Annotated in this window: 13 protein-coding genes, 1 tRNA gene and 1 other RNA gene; 5 read left to right on the top strand and 10 right to left on the bottom strand. The window is 74.6% G+C overall.

From position 1 onward, the window contains the following. Positions 1-80 precede the first annotated feature (80 nt). Both B056_RS0103250 and B056_RS0103245 read right to left on the bottom strand, forming a co-directional pair. Positions 81-1,142, bottom strand: coding sequence for an aspartate-semialdehyde dehydrogenase (locus B056_RS0103250; RefSeq protein WP_018500468.1), 1,062 nt, complete (start codon positions 1,140-1,142; stop codon positions 81-83). A 64-nt stretch (positions 1,143-1,206) separates the two neighbouring features. Continuing rightward, positions 1,207-2,475: an aspartate kinase gene (locus B056_RS0103245; protein ID WP_018500467.1), complete on the bottom strand. Its 1,269-nt coding sequence runs from the start codon at positions 2,473-2,475 to the stop codon at positions 1,207-1,209. A 311-nt stretch (positions 2,476-2,786) separates the two neighbouring features. Here B056_RS0103245 and B056_RS0103240 point away from each other — a divergent pair, with 311 nt between their 5' ends. From B056_RS0103240 to B056_RS0103225, 3 genes are all read left to right on the top strand, one after another. Continuing rightward, complete coding sequence (locus B056_RS0103240) at positions 2,787-3,371, top strand: TerD family protein (protein WP_018500466.1); 585 nt, start codon at positions 2,787-2,789, stop codon at positions 3,369-3,371. Positions 3,372-3,455: 84 nt separating this feature from the next. Further along, the gene (locus B056_RS0103235) at positions 3,456-4,478 is read left to right on the top strand and encodes a zinc-binding alcohol dehydrogenase family protein (RefSeq protein ID WP_018500465.1); all 1,023 of its coding nucleotides are present in this window, start codon (positions 3,456-3,458) and stop codon (positions 4,476-4,478) included. Positions 4,479-4,838: 360 nt separating this feature from the next. Next, positions 4,839-7,637, top strand: a complete 2,799-nt coding sequence (locus tag B056_RS0103225; RefSeq protein WP_026239269.1) for an ATP-binding protein — start codon at positions 4,839-4,841, stop codon at positions 7,635-7,637. 72 nt (positions 7,638-7,709) lie between these two features. Here the strand turns inward: B056_RS0103225 and B056_RS0103220 are convergent, their stop codons facing one another. Beyond that, on the bottom strand, positions 7,710-8,162 hold the full coding sequence (locus B056_RS0103220) for a hypothetical protein (RefSeq protein WP_018500463.1): 453 nt from the start codon (positions 8,160-8,162) through the stop codon (positions 7,710-7,712). Between the two features lie 618 nt (positions 8,163-8,780). Between B056_RS0103220 and B056_RS0103215 the strand changes: the two genes are divergently transcribed. Continuing rightward, positions 8,781-9,368 carry a hypothetical protein gene (locus B056_RS0103215; protein ID WP_018500462.1) on the top strand — a complete coding sequence of 196 codons (588 nt, stop codon included), beginning with the start codon at positions 8,781-8,783 and terminating at the stop codon, positions 9,366-9,368. A gap of 62 nt (positions 9,369-9,430) precedes the next feature. Here the strand turns inward: B056_RS0103215 and recR are convergent, their stop codons facing one another. From recR to ffs, 4 genes are all read right to left on the bottom strand, one after another. Then, positions 9,431-10,030 carry a recombination mediator RecR gene (gene recR / locus B056_RS0103210; protein WP_026239268.1) on the bottom strand — a complete coding sequence of 200 codons (600 nt, stop codon included), beginning with the start codon at positions 10,028-10,030 and terminating at the stop codon, positions 9,431-9,433. A 13-nt stretch (positions 10,031-10,043) separates the two neighbouring features. Continuing rightward, positions 10,044-10,481, bottom strand: a complete 438-nt coding sequence (locus B056_RS0103205) for a YbaB/EbfC family nucleoid-associated protein (RefSeq protein WP_035750082.1) — start codon at positions 10,479-10,481, stop codon at positions 10,044-10,046. 143 nt (positions 10,482-10,624) lie between these two features. Further along, entirely contained in the window at positions 10,625-13,240 is a 2,616-nt protein-coding gene (locus B056_RS0103200) for a DNA polymerase III subunit gamma and tau (RefSeq protein WP_018500459.1), read from the bottom strand. A 36-nt stretch (positions 13,241-13,276) separates the two neighbouring features. Next, positions 13,277-13,373: signal recognition particle sRNA small type (gene ffs / locus B056_RS39920), an RNA gene on the bottom strand. A 117-nt stretch (positions 13,374-13,490) separates the two neighbouring features. Here ffs and B056_RS0103195 point away from each other — a divergent pair. Continuing rightward, positions 13,491-13,575: transfer RNA gene (locus B056_RS0103195), tRNA-Ser, on the top strand. A 513-nt stretch (positions 13,576-14,088) separates the two neighbouring features. Here B056_RS0103195 and B056_RS0103190 read toward each other — a convergent pair. From B056_RS0103190 to mpaP, 3 genes are all read right to left on the bottom strand, one after another. Then, a complete protein-coding gene (locus tag B056_RS0103190) occupies positions 14,089-14,772 on the bottom strand; it encodes a GOLPH3/VPS74 family protein (protein ID WP_018500458.1) in 684 nt (227 codons plus the stop codon). Between the two features lie 81 nt (positions 14,773-14,853). Further along, positions 14,854-16,095, bottom strand: a complete 1,242-nt coding sequence (locus tag B056_RS39225) for a glycosyltransferase family 2 protein (protein WP_018500457.1) — start codon at positions 16,093-16,095, stop codon at positions 14,854-14,856. A gap of 14 nt (positions 16,096-16,109) precedes the next feature. Then, positions 16,110-17,900, bottom strand: a complete 1,791-nt coding sequence (gene mpaP, locus B056_RS42315; RefSeq protein WP_018500456.1) for a daptide biosynthesis intramembrane metalloprotease — start codon at positions 17,898-17,900, stop codon at positions 16,110-16,112. Positions 17,901-17,905: the final 5 nt, after the last annotated feature.

The raw sequence follows: 17,905 nt of genomic DNA, 5'->3' as shown, positions 1-17,905 counted from the left end.
TCGATGGTCCGTGCGCCCGGTCACGGAGATCGGCCGTGCCGGGCGCGTCGGTCCGTCGGTGTCGCGGCGCCCCGCGGGGCTCAGCCGGCCGCGAGCAGCTCCGCGATCTGGAGCGTGTTGAGCGCGGCGCCCTTGCGCAGGTTGTCCCCGCACACGAACAACGCGACCTCGTGCGGATCGTCAGGCGACTGACGGATACGCCCGACCCAGGTCGGGTCCGTGCCCACCACGTCCGCCGGCGTCGGGAACTCGCCCGCGGCGGGATCGTCGAGCACGGCCACGCCCGGCGCCGACGTCAGAACGTCCCGGGCCTGCTCGCCGGTGACCGGCCGCCCGAATCGGGCGTGCACAGCCACCGCGTGCGTCGTGACCACGGGCACGCGCACACAGGTCGCCGAGACGCGCAGCCCGGGCATCCCGAGGATCTTCCGCGACTCGTTGCGGATCTTGAGCTCCTCCGACGACCAGCCGCCGTCCTTGAGCGAGCCGGCCCAGGGCACCACGTTCAGCGCCAGCGGCGCGGGGAACGGGCCCAGGCCCTCCTCGCCGACGGCCTTGCGCACGTCACCGGCGCGCTGCCCCAGCTCGCTGGTGCCCCCGACCAGGGCCAGCTGCGCGTAGAGGGTGTCGATGCCCTCCTGGCCGGCCCCGCTCGCGGCCTGGTAGGACGTCGCGAAGAGCGATTCGAGGCCGAACGCCCGGTGCAGCGCGCCGACCGCGACGATCATCGACAGGGTGGTGCAGTTCGGGTTCGCGATGATGCCGCGCGGGCGGTCCGCCACCGCGGCGGCGTTGACCTCGGGGACGACCAGGGGGACGTCCGGATCCATCCGGAAGGCACCGGAGTTGTCCACCGCGACCGCGCCGCGGGCGGCGGCGACCGGCGCCCACTGGGCCGAGACCTCGTCCGGCACGTCGAAGACCGCGATGTCGACGCCGTCGAAGACCTCCGGCGCCAGGGCCCGCACGGTGACGTCCTCGCCGCGGACCCGCAGCGTGCGCCCGGCGGAGCGGGCGGAGGCCACCAGCCTGATCTCACCCCAGACATCGGGGCGCTCGGTCAGCAGCGCGAGCATCACGGTGCCCACCGCGCCGGTCGCGCCGACCACGGCCAGCGTCGGCCGCCGGGAGGCCCCACTCATGCGCCGACTCCGTTCGTGCTCTGACCGTTCCCGCCCTGACCGCTCATGCCCCGACTCCGCTCGCTCATCGGCCGGTTCCCGCGTACACGACGGCGGTCTCGTCCGGGTTGCCCAGCTCGAAGGCGGCGTGCACGGCGCGCACGGCCACCGGCAGGTCGGTGTCCCGCACTACCACCGAGATCCTGATCTCGGACGTCGAGATGATCTCGACGTTGACGCCGGAGTCGGCCAGGGCGCCGAAGAACCGGGCGGACACCCCGGGATGCGACTTCATCCCGGCGCCGATCAGTGACAGCTTGCCGATGTGGTCGTCGTAGAGGGTCCGCTCGAAGCCGATCTGGTCGCGGACCTTCTCCAGCGCGCCGAGCGCCGTCTTGCCGTCCGTCATCGGCAGGGTGAACGAGATGTCCGTCCGCCCGGAGCCGGCGACCGACCCGACCTGGACGATCATGTCGAGGTTGACGTCGGCGTCGGCGACCGCCCGGAACACGGCCGCCGCCACGCCCGGCTTGTCCGGGCAGCCCTTGACGGTCACCTTCGCCTCGCTCGAGTCGTGCGCGACGCCGCGGATGATGGCCTGTTCCACGAGCTGTGCCTCCGAAGTATCGGTGACCCATGTGCCCGGCTTCGACGAGAACGAGGAGCGGACGTGCACGGGGACGGAGTAACGGCGGGCGTACTCGACGCACCGCAACATGAGCACCTTCGCCCCGCAGGCCGCCATCTCCATCATCTCCTCGTAGGAGATCTTCTCGATGCGGCGTGCGTCGGGGACGATGCGCGGATCGGCGGTGAACACGCCGTCCACGTCGGTGTAGATCTCGCAGGCGTCGGCGCCCAGCGCGGCGGCGAGCGCCACCGCGGTCGTGTCGGAGCCGCCGCGCCCCAGCGTGGTGATGTCCTTCGTGTCCTGACTGACACCCTGGAAGCCGGCGACGATCGCGATCGCGCCCTCGTCCAGCGCGGTGCGGATGCGACCGGGGGTGACGTCGATGATCCGGGCCCGGCCGTGCACCGAGTCGGTGATCACACCGGCCTGCGAGCCGGTGAAGGACCGCGCCTCGGCGCCCAGCTTGGTGATCGCCATCGCGAGCAGCGCCATGGAGATCCGCTCACCGGCGGTGAGCAGCATGTCCAACTCCCGTGCGGGCGGCAGCGGACTCACCTGCTCGGCCAGGTCGAGCAGATCGTCGGTGGTGTCACCCATCGCGCTCACCACGACGACCACGTCGTTCCCGGCCCGGCGGGTCTGGACGATCCGGTCGGCCACCCGCTTGATGCGATCCGCGTCCGCGACCGAGGACCCGCCGAACTTCGCGACCAGGAGCGCCATGGCTGCCAGATTACCGAGACCGGGGGCACCTCCGCCGCGATCCGCGGATGGTGGCCGGCGTCGGTTCGCGCTGGAAACCCCGCCCGTCCCTGCTTCGTTGGCCTTCAGCGGGACACCGGGTCGCCTGCGTGACCGGAGAGCGATCACGCGCGGCGGTCATCCGGTGGCATGTGTGTCATCCGACCGACGGCTTCCCCGGATAGTTCCGCCTTGTGTGCAAGGGTGACCCGGGAAGTGGCCGTGTTGGTCCGATGGTCCTCGACGTGGAGGGTCGTCGGCGTTAGAGGGATCCTTCAGGAAGGACAATCGTCATGGCGATCAGCCTTGCCAAGGGCGGCAACGTCAGCCTCACGAAGCAGGCCGCCGAGGCAGGAACCGGAGCGCTGACCGCGCTCACCGTCGGGCTCGGGTGGGATGCCCGCACGACGACCGGCACCGACTTCGATCTCGACGCCTCCGCCATCGGCGTGAAGAGCGACGGCAAGGCGCTCTCCGACGGGCACTTCGTCTTCTTCAACAACATGAAGTCCCCGGAGGGCGCCATCACGCTCTCCGGCGACAACGTGACCGGTGCCGGCGAGGGCGACGACGAATCGATCAACATCGCCCTCGGCCTGGTGCCGGCGGAGATCGACAAGATCGTCGTGCCGGTCTCCATCTACGACGCGGCGAACCGGGCCCAGAACTTCGGCCAGGTCCGCAACGCCTACATCCGCGTGGTCGACCAGACCGGCACCGAGCTCGTCCGTTACGACCTCTCCGAGGACTACTCGACCGAGACGGTCGTCATCTTCGGCGAGGTGTACCGCAACGGAGCCGACTGGAAGTTCCGCGCGGTCGGCCAGGGGCACAACGACCTCAGCGGCCTCGCCCGCGACCACGGCGTCAACGTCTGAGCCCTCCCAACCCGGTAACCCGGCCCGGGGGTGCTCCGGGGCTGTCCGTGGCGGGTGCGTCGTCGCTGACGGGGGGTGCATGACATGTTGGCCTGGCAGGTCACCAACCCCGCGCCGGTGGCCGCGGCGTCACTGCGCGCGGTCGAGCTGCCCATCCCCGAGCCCGGTCCCGGTCAGGTCCGTCTGAAGGTCGCCGCCTGCGGCGTCTGCCGGACGGACCTGCACCTGGCCGAGGGTGACCTCCCCCCGCACCGGCCGCGCGCCGTGCCCGGGCACGAGATCGTCGGGTACGTCGACGCGCTCGGTCCCGGGCTCCCGGAAGCCGGGGCGGCCCCGATCCGGCCGGGGGACCGGCTCGGCATCGCCTGGCTCGCCGGGACGGACCGGACCTGCGCCTACTGCCGGCGTGGCGCCGAGAACCTCTGCCCGGCGTCGCTCTACACAGGTTGGGACGTCGACGGCGGGTACGCCCAGTACGCCGTCGTCGCCGCGGAGTACGCCTACCGCCTGCCCGCGGGCTACAGCGACGGCGAGCTCGCCCCGCTGCTCTGCGCCGGGATCGTCGGCTACCGGGCGCTGCTGCGCGCCGAACTGCCACCCGGCGGCCGGCTGGGCGTCTACGGGTTCGGCGCGTCCGCGCACCTCGCCGCGCAGGTGGCGATCGCCCAGGGCGCGACGGTGCACGTCATGACCAGGTCCGCCCGCGCCCGCCGCCTTGCCCTGGAGCTCGGCGCGGCGTCCGCGACCGGCGCCTACGATTCCCCGCCCGAGCCGCTCGACGGGGCGGTCCTGTTCGCGCCGGTGGGTGATCTGGTCCCGGTCGCGCTCGCCGCGCTGGACAGGGGCGGCACCCTCTCGATCGCCGGGATCCACCTAACCGACGTCCCGGTCCTGAACTACCAGCGGCATTTGTTCCAGGAGCGCTCGGTGCGCAGCACGACCGCGAACACCCGCGCCGACGGCCGCGAGTTCCTGGAGATCGCCGGGCGCCACCGGCTCGCGGTGACAACCACCCCGTATCCGCTGACAGCCGCCGACCAGGCGCTTGAGGATCTCGCGCGAGACCGGGTGGACGGCGCCGCGGTGCTCTTCCCGGACGGCGTCTGACAGTCCCGGACGGCGGGTGGCGGCTCCCGGCAGGTCGACCAGTCCCGGCAGGTCGACGTCTACCGCGTTGGTGGCCTTGCTGTGATCCGTCGTGTCTTCGGTCGTCCTGCGCCACGATCCTGATCGTGATCTTGGTTGTCTCTCTGGTCGGGCCGTTGTTCCGGGGTGATGCCACCGGGCAGGTGATGATTGTCATGTTTTGCCCGCCCCCTCGGGACGGCGGGTGATGGCCTCGGGGCCCAGGTCTCGGCCGCGGGAGCGATTCGGTCGGTCGGCGGCGTGCGGGCGGCGGGATGGCGCGGTGGTGGCGTGTCCGGCGTGTGACGGGTTGTTGCCCCGTGGGGCTCCTATGATCGGTTCGTGCGCGTGCGCCTACTGGGCCCGGTGGACGTGGTGGACGCTGCCGGGCTGCCGATCGCCATCGGCAGTCCCACCCAGCGGCTGCTGCTGGCCGTCCTCGGATCGCGGGTGGGGGAAGTCGTACCTCCCGCCCGCCTGGTCGCCGCCGTGTGGGGGGAGTCCCCACCGCCGTCGGCCGAGGCGACGCTGCGCTCCTACATCTCGCGGCTGCGCCGGGTGCTCGGGGGCGCGTTGCCGACCCACCCCGGCGGGTGGTCGCTGCGGCTCGCCCCGGAACAGGTCGACATCGCCGTCTTCGAGCGTCTGCTGCGGCTGGCCGGGCTGACCGGACCAGCCGGGCTGGAAGGGCTGGACGGGCTGGACGGGGCAGCCGGGCCGGCGCGGGACACCTCCGCGCGGCTCGCCGCGTTGGACGACGCCCTCGCCCTCTGGCGTGGCCCCGCCTTCGGTGAGCTGACGGACGACCCGGCGCTGCGACCGGTCGCGGCGCGCCTCGGGGCGGCCCGCGCCGCGGCGCGCGAGTCACGGGCCGCGCTTCTGCTGGCCACCGGGCGCCCGGCGGCCCCGGCTGCCGTCGCCGCTGATCTCACCCCCGCCGGGTCCTTGCCGGGTCGGGCGGCTGACACGGCCGCGGTCTGCGACCTGCTCGCCTCGGCCCGGCTGGTCACCGTGTTCGGACCGGACGGGGTCGGCAGGACGCGGCTGGCGCTGCACCTCGCCGACCGCCTCGCGGGCGGGTTCCCGCACGGCGTCCGGCTGGTGGAGCTGGCGACCGTCGCCGACCCGACCTCCGTCCCCGCGTTCGTCGCGGACGCGCTGGGCGTGCGCGGTGCCTCCTGCGCCGCCAGGGCCGCCGGCGACGCCGGTGCCGACGCCGCCCTCGCGGCCGCCGCCGAGCTGGACGCGCTCGTGATCCTGGACAACTGCGACCACGTGGTGGCCGCGGCCGCGGCCGTCGCGGCGGCCCTGGTCGGGAACGGCCGCGGAGTGCGGGTACTCGCGACGAGCCGCGAGCCGCTCGGGGTGGCCGGCGAGCGCTGCTGGCCGGTGCGCCCGCTGCGGGTCGACGGCCCGGACGCGCCCGCGCACGCCCTGTTCCGGGAGCGCGTCCGGGCCGCCCGCGGGCAACCGGTTCGAGGGCCCGGGGACCTCGCGGCGGCCGACCGCATCGTCCGGCGGCTGGACGGCCTGCCACTCGGGCTGGAACTGGTGGCCGCGCGCAGCGGCACGACGTCCCTGCCCGAGCTCGGGGCCGGGCTCGATGACCACTTCGGCCCGCTCCGGGACGCCCGCCGGGTGGGAACGCCACGCCACCGGGCGCTCACCGACGTGGTGGGCTGGTCGGTCTCGCTGCTGGACGCACCGCACCGCGCGATGCTGCGCACCCTGGGCGTCTTCGCGGGTCCGGTGGGCCCGGCGGACGTCGCCGCGCTGGCGGGCGTGCCCGAACCGGAGACCCGGGAACTGCTCGACGCCCTGGTGGCCCGGTCGCTGGTGGTCGTCGATCCGTCCCGGGCTCCAACCCGTTACTCGCTCCTGGAGACCGTCCGCGGGTACGCGCGACGGCGGCTCGGCGCGTCGGACACCGCACTGCGCCAGGCACATGCCCGATACGTCCTCGCCGAGGTGCGGGCCGCCGACGCGGTCCTGCGCACCGCGCGGGAGGCGGCGGGGCACAGCCGGATCACCGACCTGATGGTCGAGGCCCACGCGGCCCAGACCTGGGCGCTGGGCGAGGATCCCCCGCTGGCCGTGGAGATCGCGGCCGGCCTGCACGTGTTCGCGGTGTCGCGGCTGCGGGTCGAGCCGTTGCGCGCCGCGGTGGAACTCGTCCGCGTGCTGGGGTTGCACCCGCCGCCGGGCGGTGAGCCCCACCGGCTGGCGGACCTGGTGACCGATCTCGCCGTCGGTCTGCCGCCCGGCGTGGCGGTGGGGGCCGCGGCGACCGTGCTGGCGACGGCGGCCTGCTGGTACGCCAACGCCGGTGAGCTCGAGCTCGCCGTGGCCTGCGCGCAGCGCGGCCGGCTGATCGCCGCGGACGCGCCCGAGCGCCGGTTCCCGCTCGAGCTGCTCAGCGACACCGCCTCCGGTCAGGGCCGGATCGGTGAGGCCGTCGACCACGGCTGGGAGCTCGTCGCCGCGGCGCGGTCCTGCGCCGACCCGCACGCGGAGGTCGCCGGGCTGCTCAACGTGGCGCTCGCCCATGCCCGCGCGGGGCACGTCGAGGATGGCCGGGCCGCCCTCAGCCAGGTTCCCAGGGGGCCGCTCGCACCGTCCGACCTCGGCTGGCTGGCCTACGGCGAGGCCGAGCTGATCCGCGACCGCGATCCGGATCACTGCCTGCGGCTGCTCGACCGCGCGGCCGCCCTGGCGGATTCGGTCGACAACCCCTGCCTGGGCGGGACGGCGCGGGTGTCCGCGGTGTCCGTCCGGGCTCGCTGCGGTGACCCGCGGCAGGCTGTGGAGGCGTTCGCGCGGGCGCTGCGGCACTGGCGCGACCAGTACGCGCTGACCCACCTGCTGACCGCTTTGCGTAACCTTGTCGTGCTCTTCCGGCGTCTCGGCCGACCGCGGCCGGCGGCGCGGCTGCTCGGCGCGGTCACCTCACCGGCGGTCAGGCCGAGTCACGGCGCGCAGGCCGCGATGCTCGCGGCGACCGACCGCTGGATCGACGACGCCCTCGGCCACGCCGCCGCCACCGCCGAACGCGCCGCCGGAGCCACCCGCACCCTCATCGCCGCCACCGGGACGGCCCTCGACGACCTGGCCGCCATCACCGCCGAGATCCCCGGCGGCTGAGCGGGCCACCGACGTCCGTACCCGTCCGTTGCCCTCCGCACCCGCCACCCCCCGCACCCGCCACCCGTCGTCTCAGCGGTGGCGGGTCGCCAGCAGGCGCAGGGCGAGGGTGCCGGCGGCGGTGAGGGCGGCGGCGGTCGCCACCTCCCGGGGCAGCCGGTGCCGGGCCTCGTTCTGGATCGCCTCATGGAACCGGTCGAACCGGGCGGGCCAGGGGCTCGAACCGACGAAGTAACGGCCCACCTTGTCGGTGTCGGGCAGGCAGGCGCCTACCATGCCGGCGAACACCCCGATCCGGCGGTCCGCCGGTGCCGCGGCCGTCAGCAGCGCCATCGCGGCGAGGCCGGCCACGCCGTCCTTACGGGCGATCGGCAGCCACTCGGACTCGGTGCCGGGCCCGGTACCCCAGTGCGGCAGGGCGTCCATCACGAGGTGGGAGAGGAAGCCCGCGGCCAGTGCCGGCCCCAGCCTGGGCACGGCCATACCGACGAACGCGCCGGCACCGACATGGGAACTGATGATCATTGGCCGCTCCTGCTCACCTGGTCGAGACGGGTACTGGCCTGGTCGCCCAGGCATGGTTCCACCTTGTCCCCGGCCCCGGCGGGCGCCGCACCGGGGGTGGTCACGGGCCCGCGACCGCCGGTGCGGCGGGGATGTGGCCGGAGGCTGCCGGGAAAGTTGTGCCCGACGGACTTCGGACAGTCCGCAAGGCACGTAGCATCTGCATGCATAGCGCATCGGTGCGGTATCTGTGGCTGGAACTCCGGCTTGTGCCGGGTCGACATGGTCAACACGGTGTGACTGGGCAAATCGAAGATGGCGGGTTGACCGGGCCAGTGACAGGGCCGGGGGTCGGAAGGTGAGGCGTGACGGCCATCCCTCGCAGACGTGTGCTCACCGGCACCAGCACGTGCAGCCGCAGGCGTGCGTGCACTGGCATCTGCACACCATCCTATGGTCGGGTGCTTCCGGTGCCGTCCCGGCCCTGTCCGGGCCACCGTCCGAGACGGCGCCCGGGCCGCGCGGCGGGGTGGCGCGGTGCCGCCGGCCCGCCGCCGGGGCGCCCCACCCCGCGGGCGGCCGTCCGCACCACCGGCATCCCGGCCGCCCCCGGCCGGGATGTCTAGGCGGATCTCGCATATGCGTGTGACCGACACTCTCGCGACGGCGGTCGAGGGCCCGGACACCCCGGCGGGGGCGATCGTCTCGGTCGCCTGGCGGGTGGAGGGCGCCGGCCACGTCGTCGGCGGGCTGCTGCCGCGCGGCCATCCCGACGGCGGCACGCTGGGCAAGCGGATCCTGCGCGGCGAACGCATCTGGGCCGCCGAGATGCTCCCCTGGGAGCAGGAGATCTCCCCGGAGTCCAGCCTGGTCGAGCCCGGTCCGCCCGGCAGCCCGGCCCGGATCGTCGTGCACGGCCCGTCCGGTGACATCGTCGGCTACCTGGACCAGCCCAGGCTGCCCGCGGCGCGCCTGCGGCGACTCACGACGGGACTGCGCCGGGACGCGCGCCAGGTGCGGATCCGCGCCGGCGGGCGGGTGTGGTGGGTGCGGGCCAGCCACGTGTTCGGCGTGCGGGTGATGTGTGAATCCAGCGGCCTCGTCTACGCCACCAGAGGGCTGCACGCGGAGTTCGAACCGGCGGCCGACTCGCTGGACATGAGCGTCGTGCTGCTGACGCTCGCCTCCATCCCCAGTTCCGCCTATGCCCCCATCCTGGGGTTCTGACACAGCGGCGGGTCGGGACCCGGGTGGGTCGGGGTGGCCTCGGCCCCGACCCGGCCCGCGGCTCAGGCGCTGACGATCCGCCGGCCCTCGAAGGCCCGGCCGAGTGTGACCTCGTCGGCCCACTCCAGGTCGCCGCCCATCGGGAGCCCGCTGGCCAGGCGGGTGACGGTCAGCCCCATCGGGCCGAGCTGGCGGGCCAGATAGGAAGCCGTCACCTCGCCCTCGGTGTTCGGATCCGTGGCCAGGATGATCTCGGTGACCGTCCCGTCGGCGAGCCGGGCCACCAGTTCACGGATGCGCAGGTCGTCCGGCCCCACTCCGCCGATCGGATTGATGGCCCCGCCGAGGACGTGGTACCTGCCGCGGAACTCACGGGTCCGCTCGATCGCGACGACGTCCTTCGACTCCTCGACCACGCAGATGGCCGCCGGATCACGCCGCGGGTCGGAACAGATCCGGCACAGCTCGGACTGGGCCACGTTGAAGCAGACCCGGCAGAACCGGACCTTCTCCTTCAGCTCGGTCAACGCGTTGGCGAGCCGGCGGACATCGGCCGGGTCCGCGGCGAGCAGATGGAACGCGATGCGCTGCGCGCTCTTGGGACCGATCCCGGGGAGCTGCCCCAGCTCGTCGATCACATCCTGGACGATGCCCTCGTACACGGCGCCGGCTGACTCAGCCGAGCCCGGGAAGACCCAGACCGCCCAGCGCGCTGGCCGCGCCGGGACCACCGCCGAGCGCACCACCACCCGGCCCGCCGACGGCGCCACCGAGACCACCGAGCGCGCCACCGAGACCACCGGTCGCCGCGCTCATCTTCTCGGCCGCGAGCCGATGCGCGTTGGTGGTGGCGTCACGCACCGCCGCGAGAACGAGGTCGGCGAGGGTCTCGGTGTCCTCGGGATCCACGGCCTCGGGCTTGATCACGAGGTCGACCAGCTCACCGCCGCCGTTCACCGTCGCGACGACGAGCTCGCCACCGGCCGAGCCTTCGACCCGGGCCTCGGCCAGCTCCTGCTGGGCGGTGAACAGGGCGGACTGCATCCGCTGCGCCTGCTCGAGGATCTGCCCCAGGTTGGCCCCGCCACCGGCGGGGATCTGCGGGTTCGACATGACCATGAGCCTACGTGCCGCCGGGCGCCGAACCGGCGTCAGCCACCCGTGCCGCCACCCGGCCCGCGCCCACCCGTGCCGCCCGGTCACCCACCGGCACCGGCCCGTCAGCCGGACAGCACGGATGCCCGACGGCCGGTCCGTCAGCCGGACTGCTCGATCACCGTCGCGCCCAGGCTCGTGCGGAGCAGGGCCACGGCCGCGTCCTCGCCGCCCCGGGCCCCGCCGAGGTGTGTCGGCACGTCCTCGTCGTCGAGCGAGACCTCGTCCACCGCGGACACCTCGCCGGACATCGACACGGCCGCCACGGGGGCACTGCCCGGCCGGGCAGTGCCCGCCGCCCTCGGCCCACCACCGGGGCCCGTGGACGTCCGAGCGGAGCCGTTGAGGCCGGTCCGCGCGCTCACCGCCGCCCGCGCCGCGGCGAGCCCGGCCTCCGCCCGGGAGCCGGGGCCGGGACGGGACGCGGCGATGGCGGCGGAGCTCACGCCGGCCCCCGCGACCGCACCGCCCACGCCCGCGTTTCCCAGGTTGGAGATGGCCGTCGCCGGGTGGAGGCCGCCCTGCGGGCGGGGGAGCCCGTCCGGCGCCGCGAGGCCGGAGGGCCCGGCCTGCGCCGTGGCCGCCGGCACGGCGGAGACACCGGTGAGGGAGCCGGTCGGAGCGGAGGAGGCCGGGAGGGCGGCCCCCGGTGTTCCCGCGCCAGGACGCTCGCCGGTGCCCACCGCGGACCAGCCGCCGGGGGCGCCCGCGTCCACCGGAACCACCGGGCCGCGGGGGGCGGGCGGGGCCGTGACCGCCTGCGCGGGCCAGCCGCCACCGGCCGGCTCGCCCGGCCCGCGCTGGCCACCGCCCGACTCCCCCGGGCCACCGGCACCGCCCGGGCCACCGGCACCGCCCGGGCCACCGGCACCGCCGTAGCCGCCCGGCCCGCCGCCACTGCCGTTGCCGGGCCCCCCGCGCGGCGGCTGGGGACGTCCTCCCGACGGGCCGGGGCCACCGCCGATCGTGACCCGCCAGGTCCCACCGAACTTCTCGGCCAGCAGGGTCGCCAGGATCTCGATGTTGTTGCCCTGGCTGAACATCTTCGCCATCGCCGGCGCGGAGAAGGCGAGGACGACCTCGTCCCCGCGCACCTCGGCCACCGAGGCGTAGTCCTTGAGGATCGCGTGGGTGCGCCGGCTGCGCTGGACGGCGAGTGCGAGGACCTCGTCCCAGCGGGCGTTCAGGACGGCCGCGTCCAGCCCGCCCCCGCCGGGAGCCGCGGCGGCCGGCGTCGCGGGCGGTGCGGCCGAGGCCGGCCGGGCCGGCCGGGCGTGCGCCGGCGGTGTCGGGGGGTGTGCCGCGGCCGGCGCGGGCATCCGCGGGCCGGTACCCCCGGCCGGCGAGGCGACGGTGCCACCGGCCCCGGAACCGTTCGCGCCGTGGGGAACCTCGCGGCCCGCGGCCTGGCCGTGGGCGCCGTCGGCGGCGCCGCCGAACCCCGCGCCGCCGGGCCCTCCGCCAACGGGCTGGGCGCCGCCGAACCTCGCGTCGGCGGGCGGCGCGGCGCCGATCCCGGCCTCGCCGGCCGGGGCCGGGCCGGGCCCGGTTCCGCCGCCGACCACCGCCCGGCGCTCCAGCCGGTCGAGCCGGACGGCGAGCGCGGCCGGATCCCCGGCGGCGCCCGGGAGGAGGGCACGGGCGAGGATCAGCTCCAGCAACAGCCGTGGGCTCGCCGTCCCGCGCATCTCGACCAGACCCGCGTGCAGGACGTCGGCCGTCCGGGAGAGCTCGACCGGCCCGATTCGGGTGGCCTGGGCGCGCATCCGGTCCACCTGGTCGGTGGAGAACGCCTCGAGCAGGCCGCGTTCCGCCGCGTCCGGCACCGCGGCGACCACGATGAGATCACGGAGCCGGTCGAGCAGGTCGGTCGCGAACCGGCGTGGATCGTGACCGGAGGAGACCACCCGGTCGACCACGGTGAACAGCGCGGCGCCGTCGCGTTCGGCGAGGGCGTCCACTGTCTCGTCGAGCAGGATTCCGTCCGTCATGCCCAGCAGCGCCACCGCGCGCTCGTAGCTGAGCCCGCCCTCGCCGGCGCCGGCCAGGAGCTGGTCGAGAACGGAGAGCGAATCCCGCACGGAGCCCGCGCCCGCCCGCACCACCAGCGGGAGCACCGACGACTCGACCTCCACGCCCTCCTGGGCGCAGATCGACTCCAGGTGCTTGCGGAGCACACCGGGAGGCACCAGCCGGAAGGCGTAGTGGTGGGTCCGGGACCGGATCGTCGCGATGACCTTGTCCGGTTCGGTGGTGGCGAACACGAACTTCAGGTAGGACGGCGGCTCCTCGACGACCTTCAGCAGCGCGTTGAACGCCGCCGCCGTGACCATGTGCGCCTCGTCCACGACGAACACCTTGAACCGGGCGGACGCCGGGGCGAAAAAGGCACGTTCCCGCAGGTCGCGGGCATCGTCGACGAGCCCGTGCGAGGCGGCGTCGATCTCGGTGACGTCCATCGAGGAGCCGGTGCGGATGGAGACGCACTGGTCGCACACCCCGCATGGCTCGGGGGTCGGCCCCTTCTCGCAGTTCAGCGAGGCCGCCAGGATCCGGGCGGACGAGGTCTTCCCGCAGCCGCGCGGGCCGCTGAACAGGTAGGCGTGGTGCAGCCGCCCGGAGCGCAGCGCGTGCCCCAGCGCCTCGGTGACGTGCTCCTGGCCGACCACCTGGGCGAACGTCGCGGGGCGGTACCTGTTGTACAGCGCTGTGCTCACTCGCGTGCTCCGGATGCTCGAGATGATCGTCCGAACGAGGAGGACCCCCCGCACACCCGCCAGAGCCCGCTTACCCTTGCTGCCTTCCGGCCCTGGGGGAGTTCACGAGGGTAGCGCCGCACGAGGGGTCTGCTGGGCAGTGTAGCGGTCCGGCGGCGGTCGGGGACGGGAGGGTCCGGTGGCCCCCTGTGACCCTGTTCGCGCCCCCCGGTGACCCCACTCTGGCCCGCCGTCGGATAGGCTCCCCGACGGAGGATTCGCCTAGTGGCCTAGGGCGCACGCTTGGAAAGCGTGTTGGGGGCAACCCCTCAAGAGTTCGAATCTCTTATCCTCCGCTCCTGCCTCGTGCCCTCCTGCCCTCCTGCCCCGGCACCGCCGGTGCGCCCAAGGCGCCGTGGGAGATGTCCCGGCCCGCCGGGGATGTCCTGTTCGCTGTGTACCGCGGCGCCGGTATCCGGATCCGGTCGTGGTGGGGCCTTCGCGGTGCGGGCCCCGCGGACGCGGTACGGCAGCCATCGGCCTGGGCCGCGGCGAGTGCCTGGCGGCCCCCGCCGCCGTCACCGCGTCTCGCAGGCCAGGGGCTCAGAGTGACTGGCCTGTCGCGGTCATCGAAGAGTTGGATTCCGTCGGCAGTGTGGAATTCTTCGGTAACCGGCTGGGGTTCGAGCGTGGGCTCGACGCGGTGGTTCCGCCGTCGGTTTCGGCGCTGTCGGTATAGCCCGGGTTACCCGCTCGCCCTTCGCGGATCGTTCGGGCACCGTTCCGACCCGCGAAGGGCAAGCTCACGACGAAAGGGCGAGCGGGTCACACTCGCTGCGGCTGAACCGGCTGCTCCGGGGTGAGAACCTTCAGCCGGAGGCAGCCGCCGCGCCCGCGGAGCTGGCGGCCAGTGCGGCCAGCAGGGTGGTCCGGGCGGTGCTGACCGCGTCGTTCAACGCACGGGGCAGCGCGGCGGAGCCGATGACCGCGTCGGCCCGCCCGTTGGCCTCGGCCCGACGCCGTTCCGGCACGAGCTGGTCGAGCAGGCCGAACGGGCGCAGCAGCGCGAGCAGCACGGCGTCGCCGGGGGAGGGGGCGTCCGCCGCGAACAGGGCGGACTCCAGCGCCGCGTGGAGGGCCCGGCCGGGTGCGGGATCGGTGACCGGGTAGCGGAGCACCTGGAGGATTCCCGCGGTCCGGTGCTTCGTCACGGCGAGGACGTCCTTCTCGACGAGCAGACCGGCCACCTTCTCGCGCAGGGGCGCCAGGTCGCCGGCGAACCGCTGGAGAAGGTCGGCCGTCACCGTCGCCGAGGCCGGCTCCGTCGCCGCGACCACCACCTCGTAGGTGCCGCTCAGCAGGGCGTTGTCGGTGGCCGGTGTCCCGCCCGGGCTCAGGGCCAGGGTGCCGGCGTCGAAACGGACGTCCCCGGCGATGGCCAGATCGGCGACGAGGGCGGCGGCCAGCGCCACGTCGACGCCGACACCGGCACGGTCGCCGCCACTTTCGTCGAGGGTCAGCAGCACGAACTTCTCGGCGGTCGTGAGGTCCATACCGGACATCATCGCGCCTGTCCCCTCACGTTCCACGGCGACGGCGGCTGGTGGAACAAGGCGGACACCTGGAATGTGTATTTATTTATTTTTTTGTTTTCCTGCTGTTGTTCTTGTCGGGGCCGCGGGTCCGTGTCGGCGATGGCGATGGCGATCCTCGGACAGGACCCTGCTCGTCAGGCTGAGCTGGGTGTGCTGCCGGTCGCGCAGGATTGCCTCGACGCGTGCGGCGTGCTCGGGCGTGGCGCACCACAACGGGAGCCCGACCGCGACACCTCCGCCCTGTTCGGCGGTGTTTCTCCGCACCGTGAGATCCGGCCAGGGCGACGCCGCCGGCGCCAGCGACGCGAAGGCCTGTTCGACGAGATCGGCCACGGCCGCCGGGCTGATCGGTCCGGAGCGGGTCGAGCCGGAGCCGGTCGGTGCGGAGCGGGGCCGGTGCAGGGTGCCGGCCCCGGCCAGGTCGCGGTACCAGGCGAGCTGGTCCGCGCGGGCCGCGGCGCGCAACGCCTCGGCGGCGGCCGGCTCGCGCAGCGCGGCCAGGCCCCGGGCCGCGCCGGCGAGATCCGGGAACCCCGCCAGCCGCAGCAGATGGCGGCGGGGAACCCGGGTGCGCCGGGTGGCGGGTCCGTCCGCGAGAACGGCGGTGCGGGCGTCGATCGTGGTGATCCGGTGGCCGGCGTCGGCCAGGCGCAGCCACAGGTCCCAGTCCTCCAGGCCGGTGTCGAGCTGACGCCAGCCGCCGACCGCCGCGCTCAGCCCGGCGCGGTGGGCGACCCGGGACGGCTCGAACAGCGGCGACACGACCTGCAGCTCCGGGTGCCACAGCAGGTCGAGCGGTCCCGTAGCGGACGTCCGCCGCCCGTCGGGGTCGACCCGGACGGCCCCGACGGCAGCGATGTCGGCGCCGCCGCCGCCGGCAGTGCCGCTGCCACCGGCGCTGCCGACGGCACCGGCGCCCCGGGCTCCGCCTTCGGCCCCGAGGACGCCGAGCAGCACCTCGAGATGCTCCGGCAGCCAGGTGTCGTCGTGGTCGAGGTAGGCGATCACGGCCCCGCGGGCCTGGGCGATCCCCACCTCGCGGACCGGTGAGGGATGACCGTGGCGCCCGGTCCGCAGCAGGCGCACCCGGTCGTCCCGGGCGGCGCAGGCGGCGACGACGTCGTCGGTGTCGTCCGTGCAGCCGTCCGAGATCACCAGGAGTTCCCAGCCGGTGATGCTCTGCGCCTGGACCGAGTGAATGGTGGGGATGATCCGGCTGGACCGGTTGTACGTCGGGCAGATCACGGAAACCACGGGGTCGGCGGACAGGAGGGTGGTCACGGCGCGGTCCGCGCTCAGCCGATGATCGACCGGATGGCGGGCGTCAGGTAGGTGTCGACCAGCCACGCGCCGGCACTGACCCGGCCCAGCTTGATCTCCGCCTGCCCGGTGCCGCCCAGCCGTCCGACGCCGTCCGGCAGGTTCGTCGCGGTGAGCGGGTGGAAGGTCGCGGTGATCGTCCGGGGGCCGCCGCGGATCGGGAGCACGGTGCCCATCGGGGCGTACGGGGAGTCGGTGCGCGCGGTCTCGCCGGTCGTGGTCGCCGTGCCCACCGTGCTGCCGCCGAGCAGCCCGGTCTGCCGCAGTTCGACGCGGTGCCCGGCGGTGGCCGCCCCCGGGTCGGTGCCCTCGGGCAGCACGAGCAGGACCCGGCCGTCCTCGACGACGTAGCCGGCCTGTACCTGCCGGGGGACGTCCACCAGCGCGACGGCGGCGCCGACGAGCCCGACCACCAGGGTCGACACCAGCGCGATCCGCAGCGTGCCGGCGCCGGCGGCGCGGGCCTCGACGAGCAGGTGCCAGCAGGCGCGGGCGACGAGGGCGATCATCACGCCGATCAGCGCGACGCAGCCGACCGCGCCGGCCGGGCCCATCGCGAGCAGGCCGCCCAGCCAGGACTGGGCGGCGAAGCCGACGAGGTACACCGGGAAGAGCAGGCACAGCACGCCGAAGGGCACCGCCCAGCCGAGCCGGGGCAGCTCGCGGCGGTACCGGCCGCCGAACAGCGCCTTCGCGGTCGCCCGCCGGGCGTCGGCCATCGACTTGCGGCGCAGGTGCGGGATGTCGAGATGGGACATCAGCGCGATGTAACCGTCGAACTTGACGAACGGGACGAGGTTGAGGATTCCGTAGACGTAGCAGGCCAGGGCCAGTCCCACGACGGCGTCGTGCGGGTCTCCGGCGGGCAGCGCCAGGCTGGCGAGCGCCGCCACGCCCGCGCACACCCACTGGACGGCGACCCCGGCCAGCGCGGTGGCGACGCGGTCGCGGTTGTGCCGCAGCCGCCAGCCGTCGGAGATGTCGCAGAAGAACGCCGGCGTCAGATAGAACAGCATCACGCCGAGCCGCCGCGGCCGGCCCCCGAACGCGGTGAGCACCGCCGCGTGGCCCAGCTCGTGGATCCCGGTGACGACCAGCAGTCCGGCCAGCACGATCCCGTACTCGCGCAGCCCCAGCGGATGGCTGATCACCTGCCGCAGCGATCCGGCCTGCCAGGCCAGCGCGCCCAGCCCGGCGACGGCGACGGCGAGGTAGCCGCCGCAGGCGACCGGCCGGGTCAGCCGGCGCAGCGCCGGGCGGAACCGGCCCAGCAGCCGACTGGGGTCGACGAGGGTGAGCTGGATCGACAGCGGGGGCCGGTAGGCCACCCGCCGCGGCAGCCGTGGCCGCCAGCGCCGCCGCCCCCCGGCACCCCCGGAACCGGCAGAGCCGCCGGCACCGCCGGTCGAAGCGGCGTCGGCGGCGTCGACGACCAGGCCCGTCTTCACAAACGCCTTCAGGGATCGTCCGACCACCTCGGGTGACCACGGCGGCCCGAGCGCCTCGGCGAGCTGCCGGGCGTCCCGCGCCCCGTCCAGGATGCCCAGCAGCGTGGCCGCGTCGGCGCCGACCCGCAGGTAGCGCTGCGGTCCGACCTGGGCGACCCACACGTCGTCGGCGTCGACCGGCGGGTGCAGGCAGGCGTCCGCGGCCAGCGCGGGCCGCCGCGGGCCGGTGTCGTCCACCGGCGTGCCGACGGGCACCGTGCCGAGGGCGGGGTCAGCGGGCGTGGTGTCGGTGGGAACCGTGCTGGTGGAGGCGGGCATGGCCG

The organism is Parafrankia discariae, from assembly GCF_000373365.1.
Lineage (GTDB): Bacteria > Actinomycetota > Actinomycetes > Frankiales > Frankiaceae > Parafrankia > Parafrankia discariae.
This window is presented reverse-complemented; position numbering and strand designations above follow the sequence as displayed.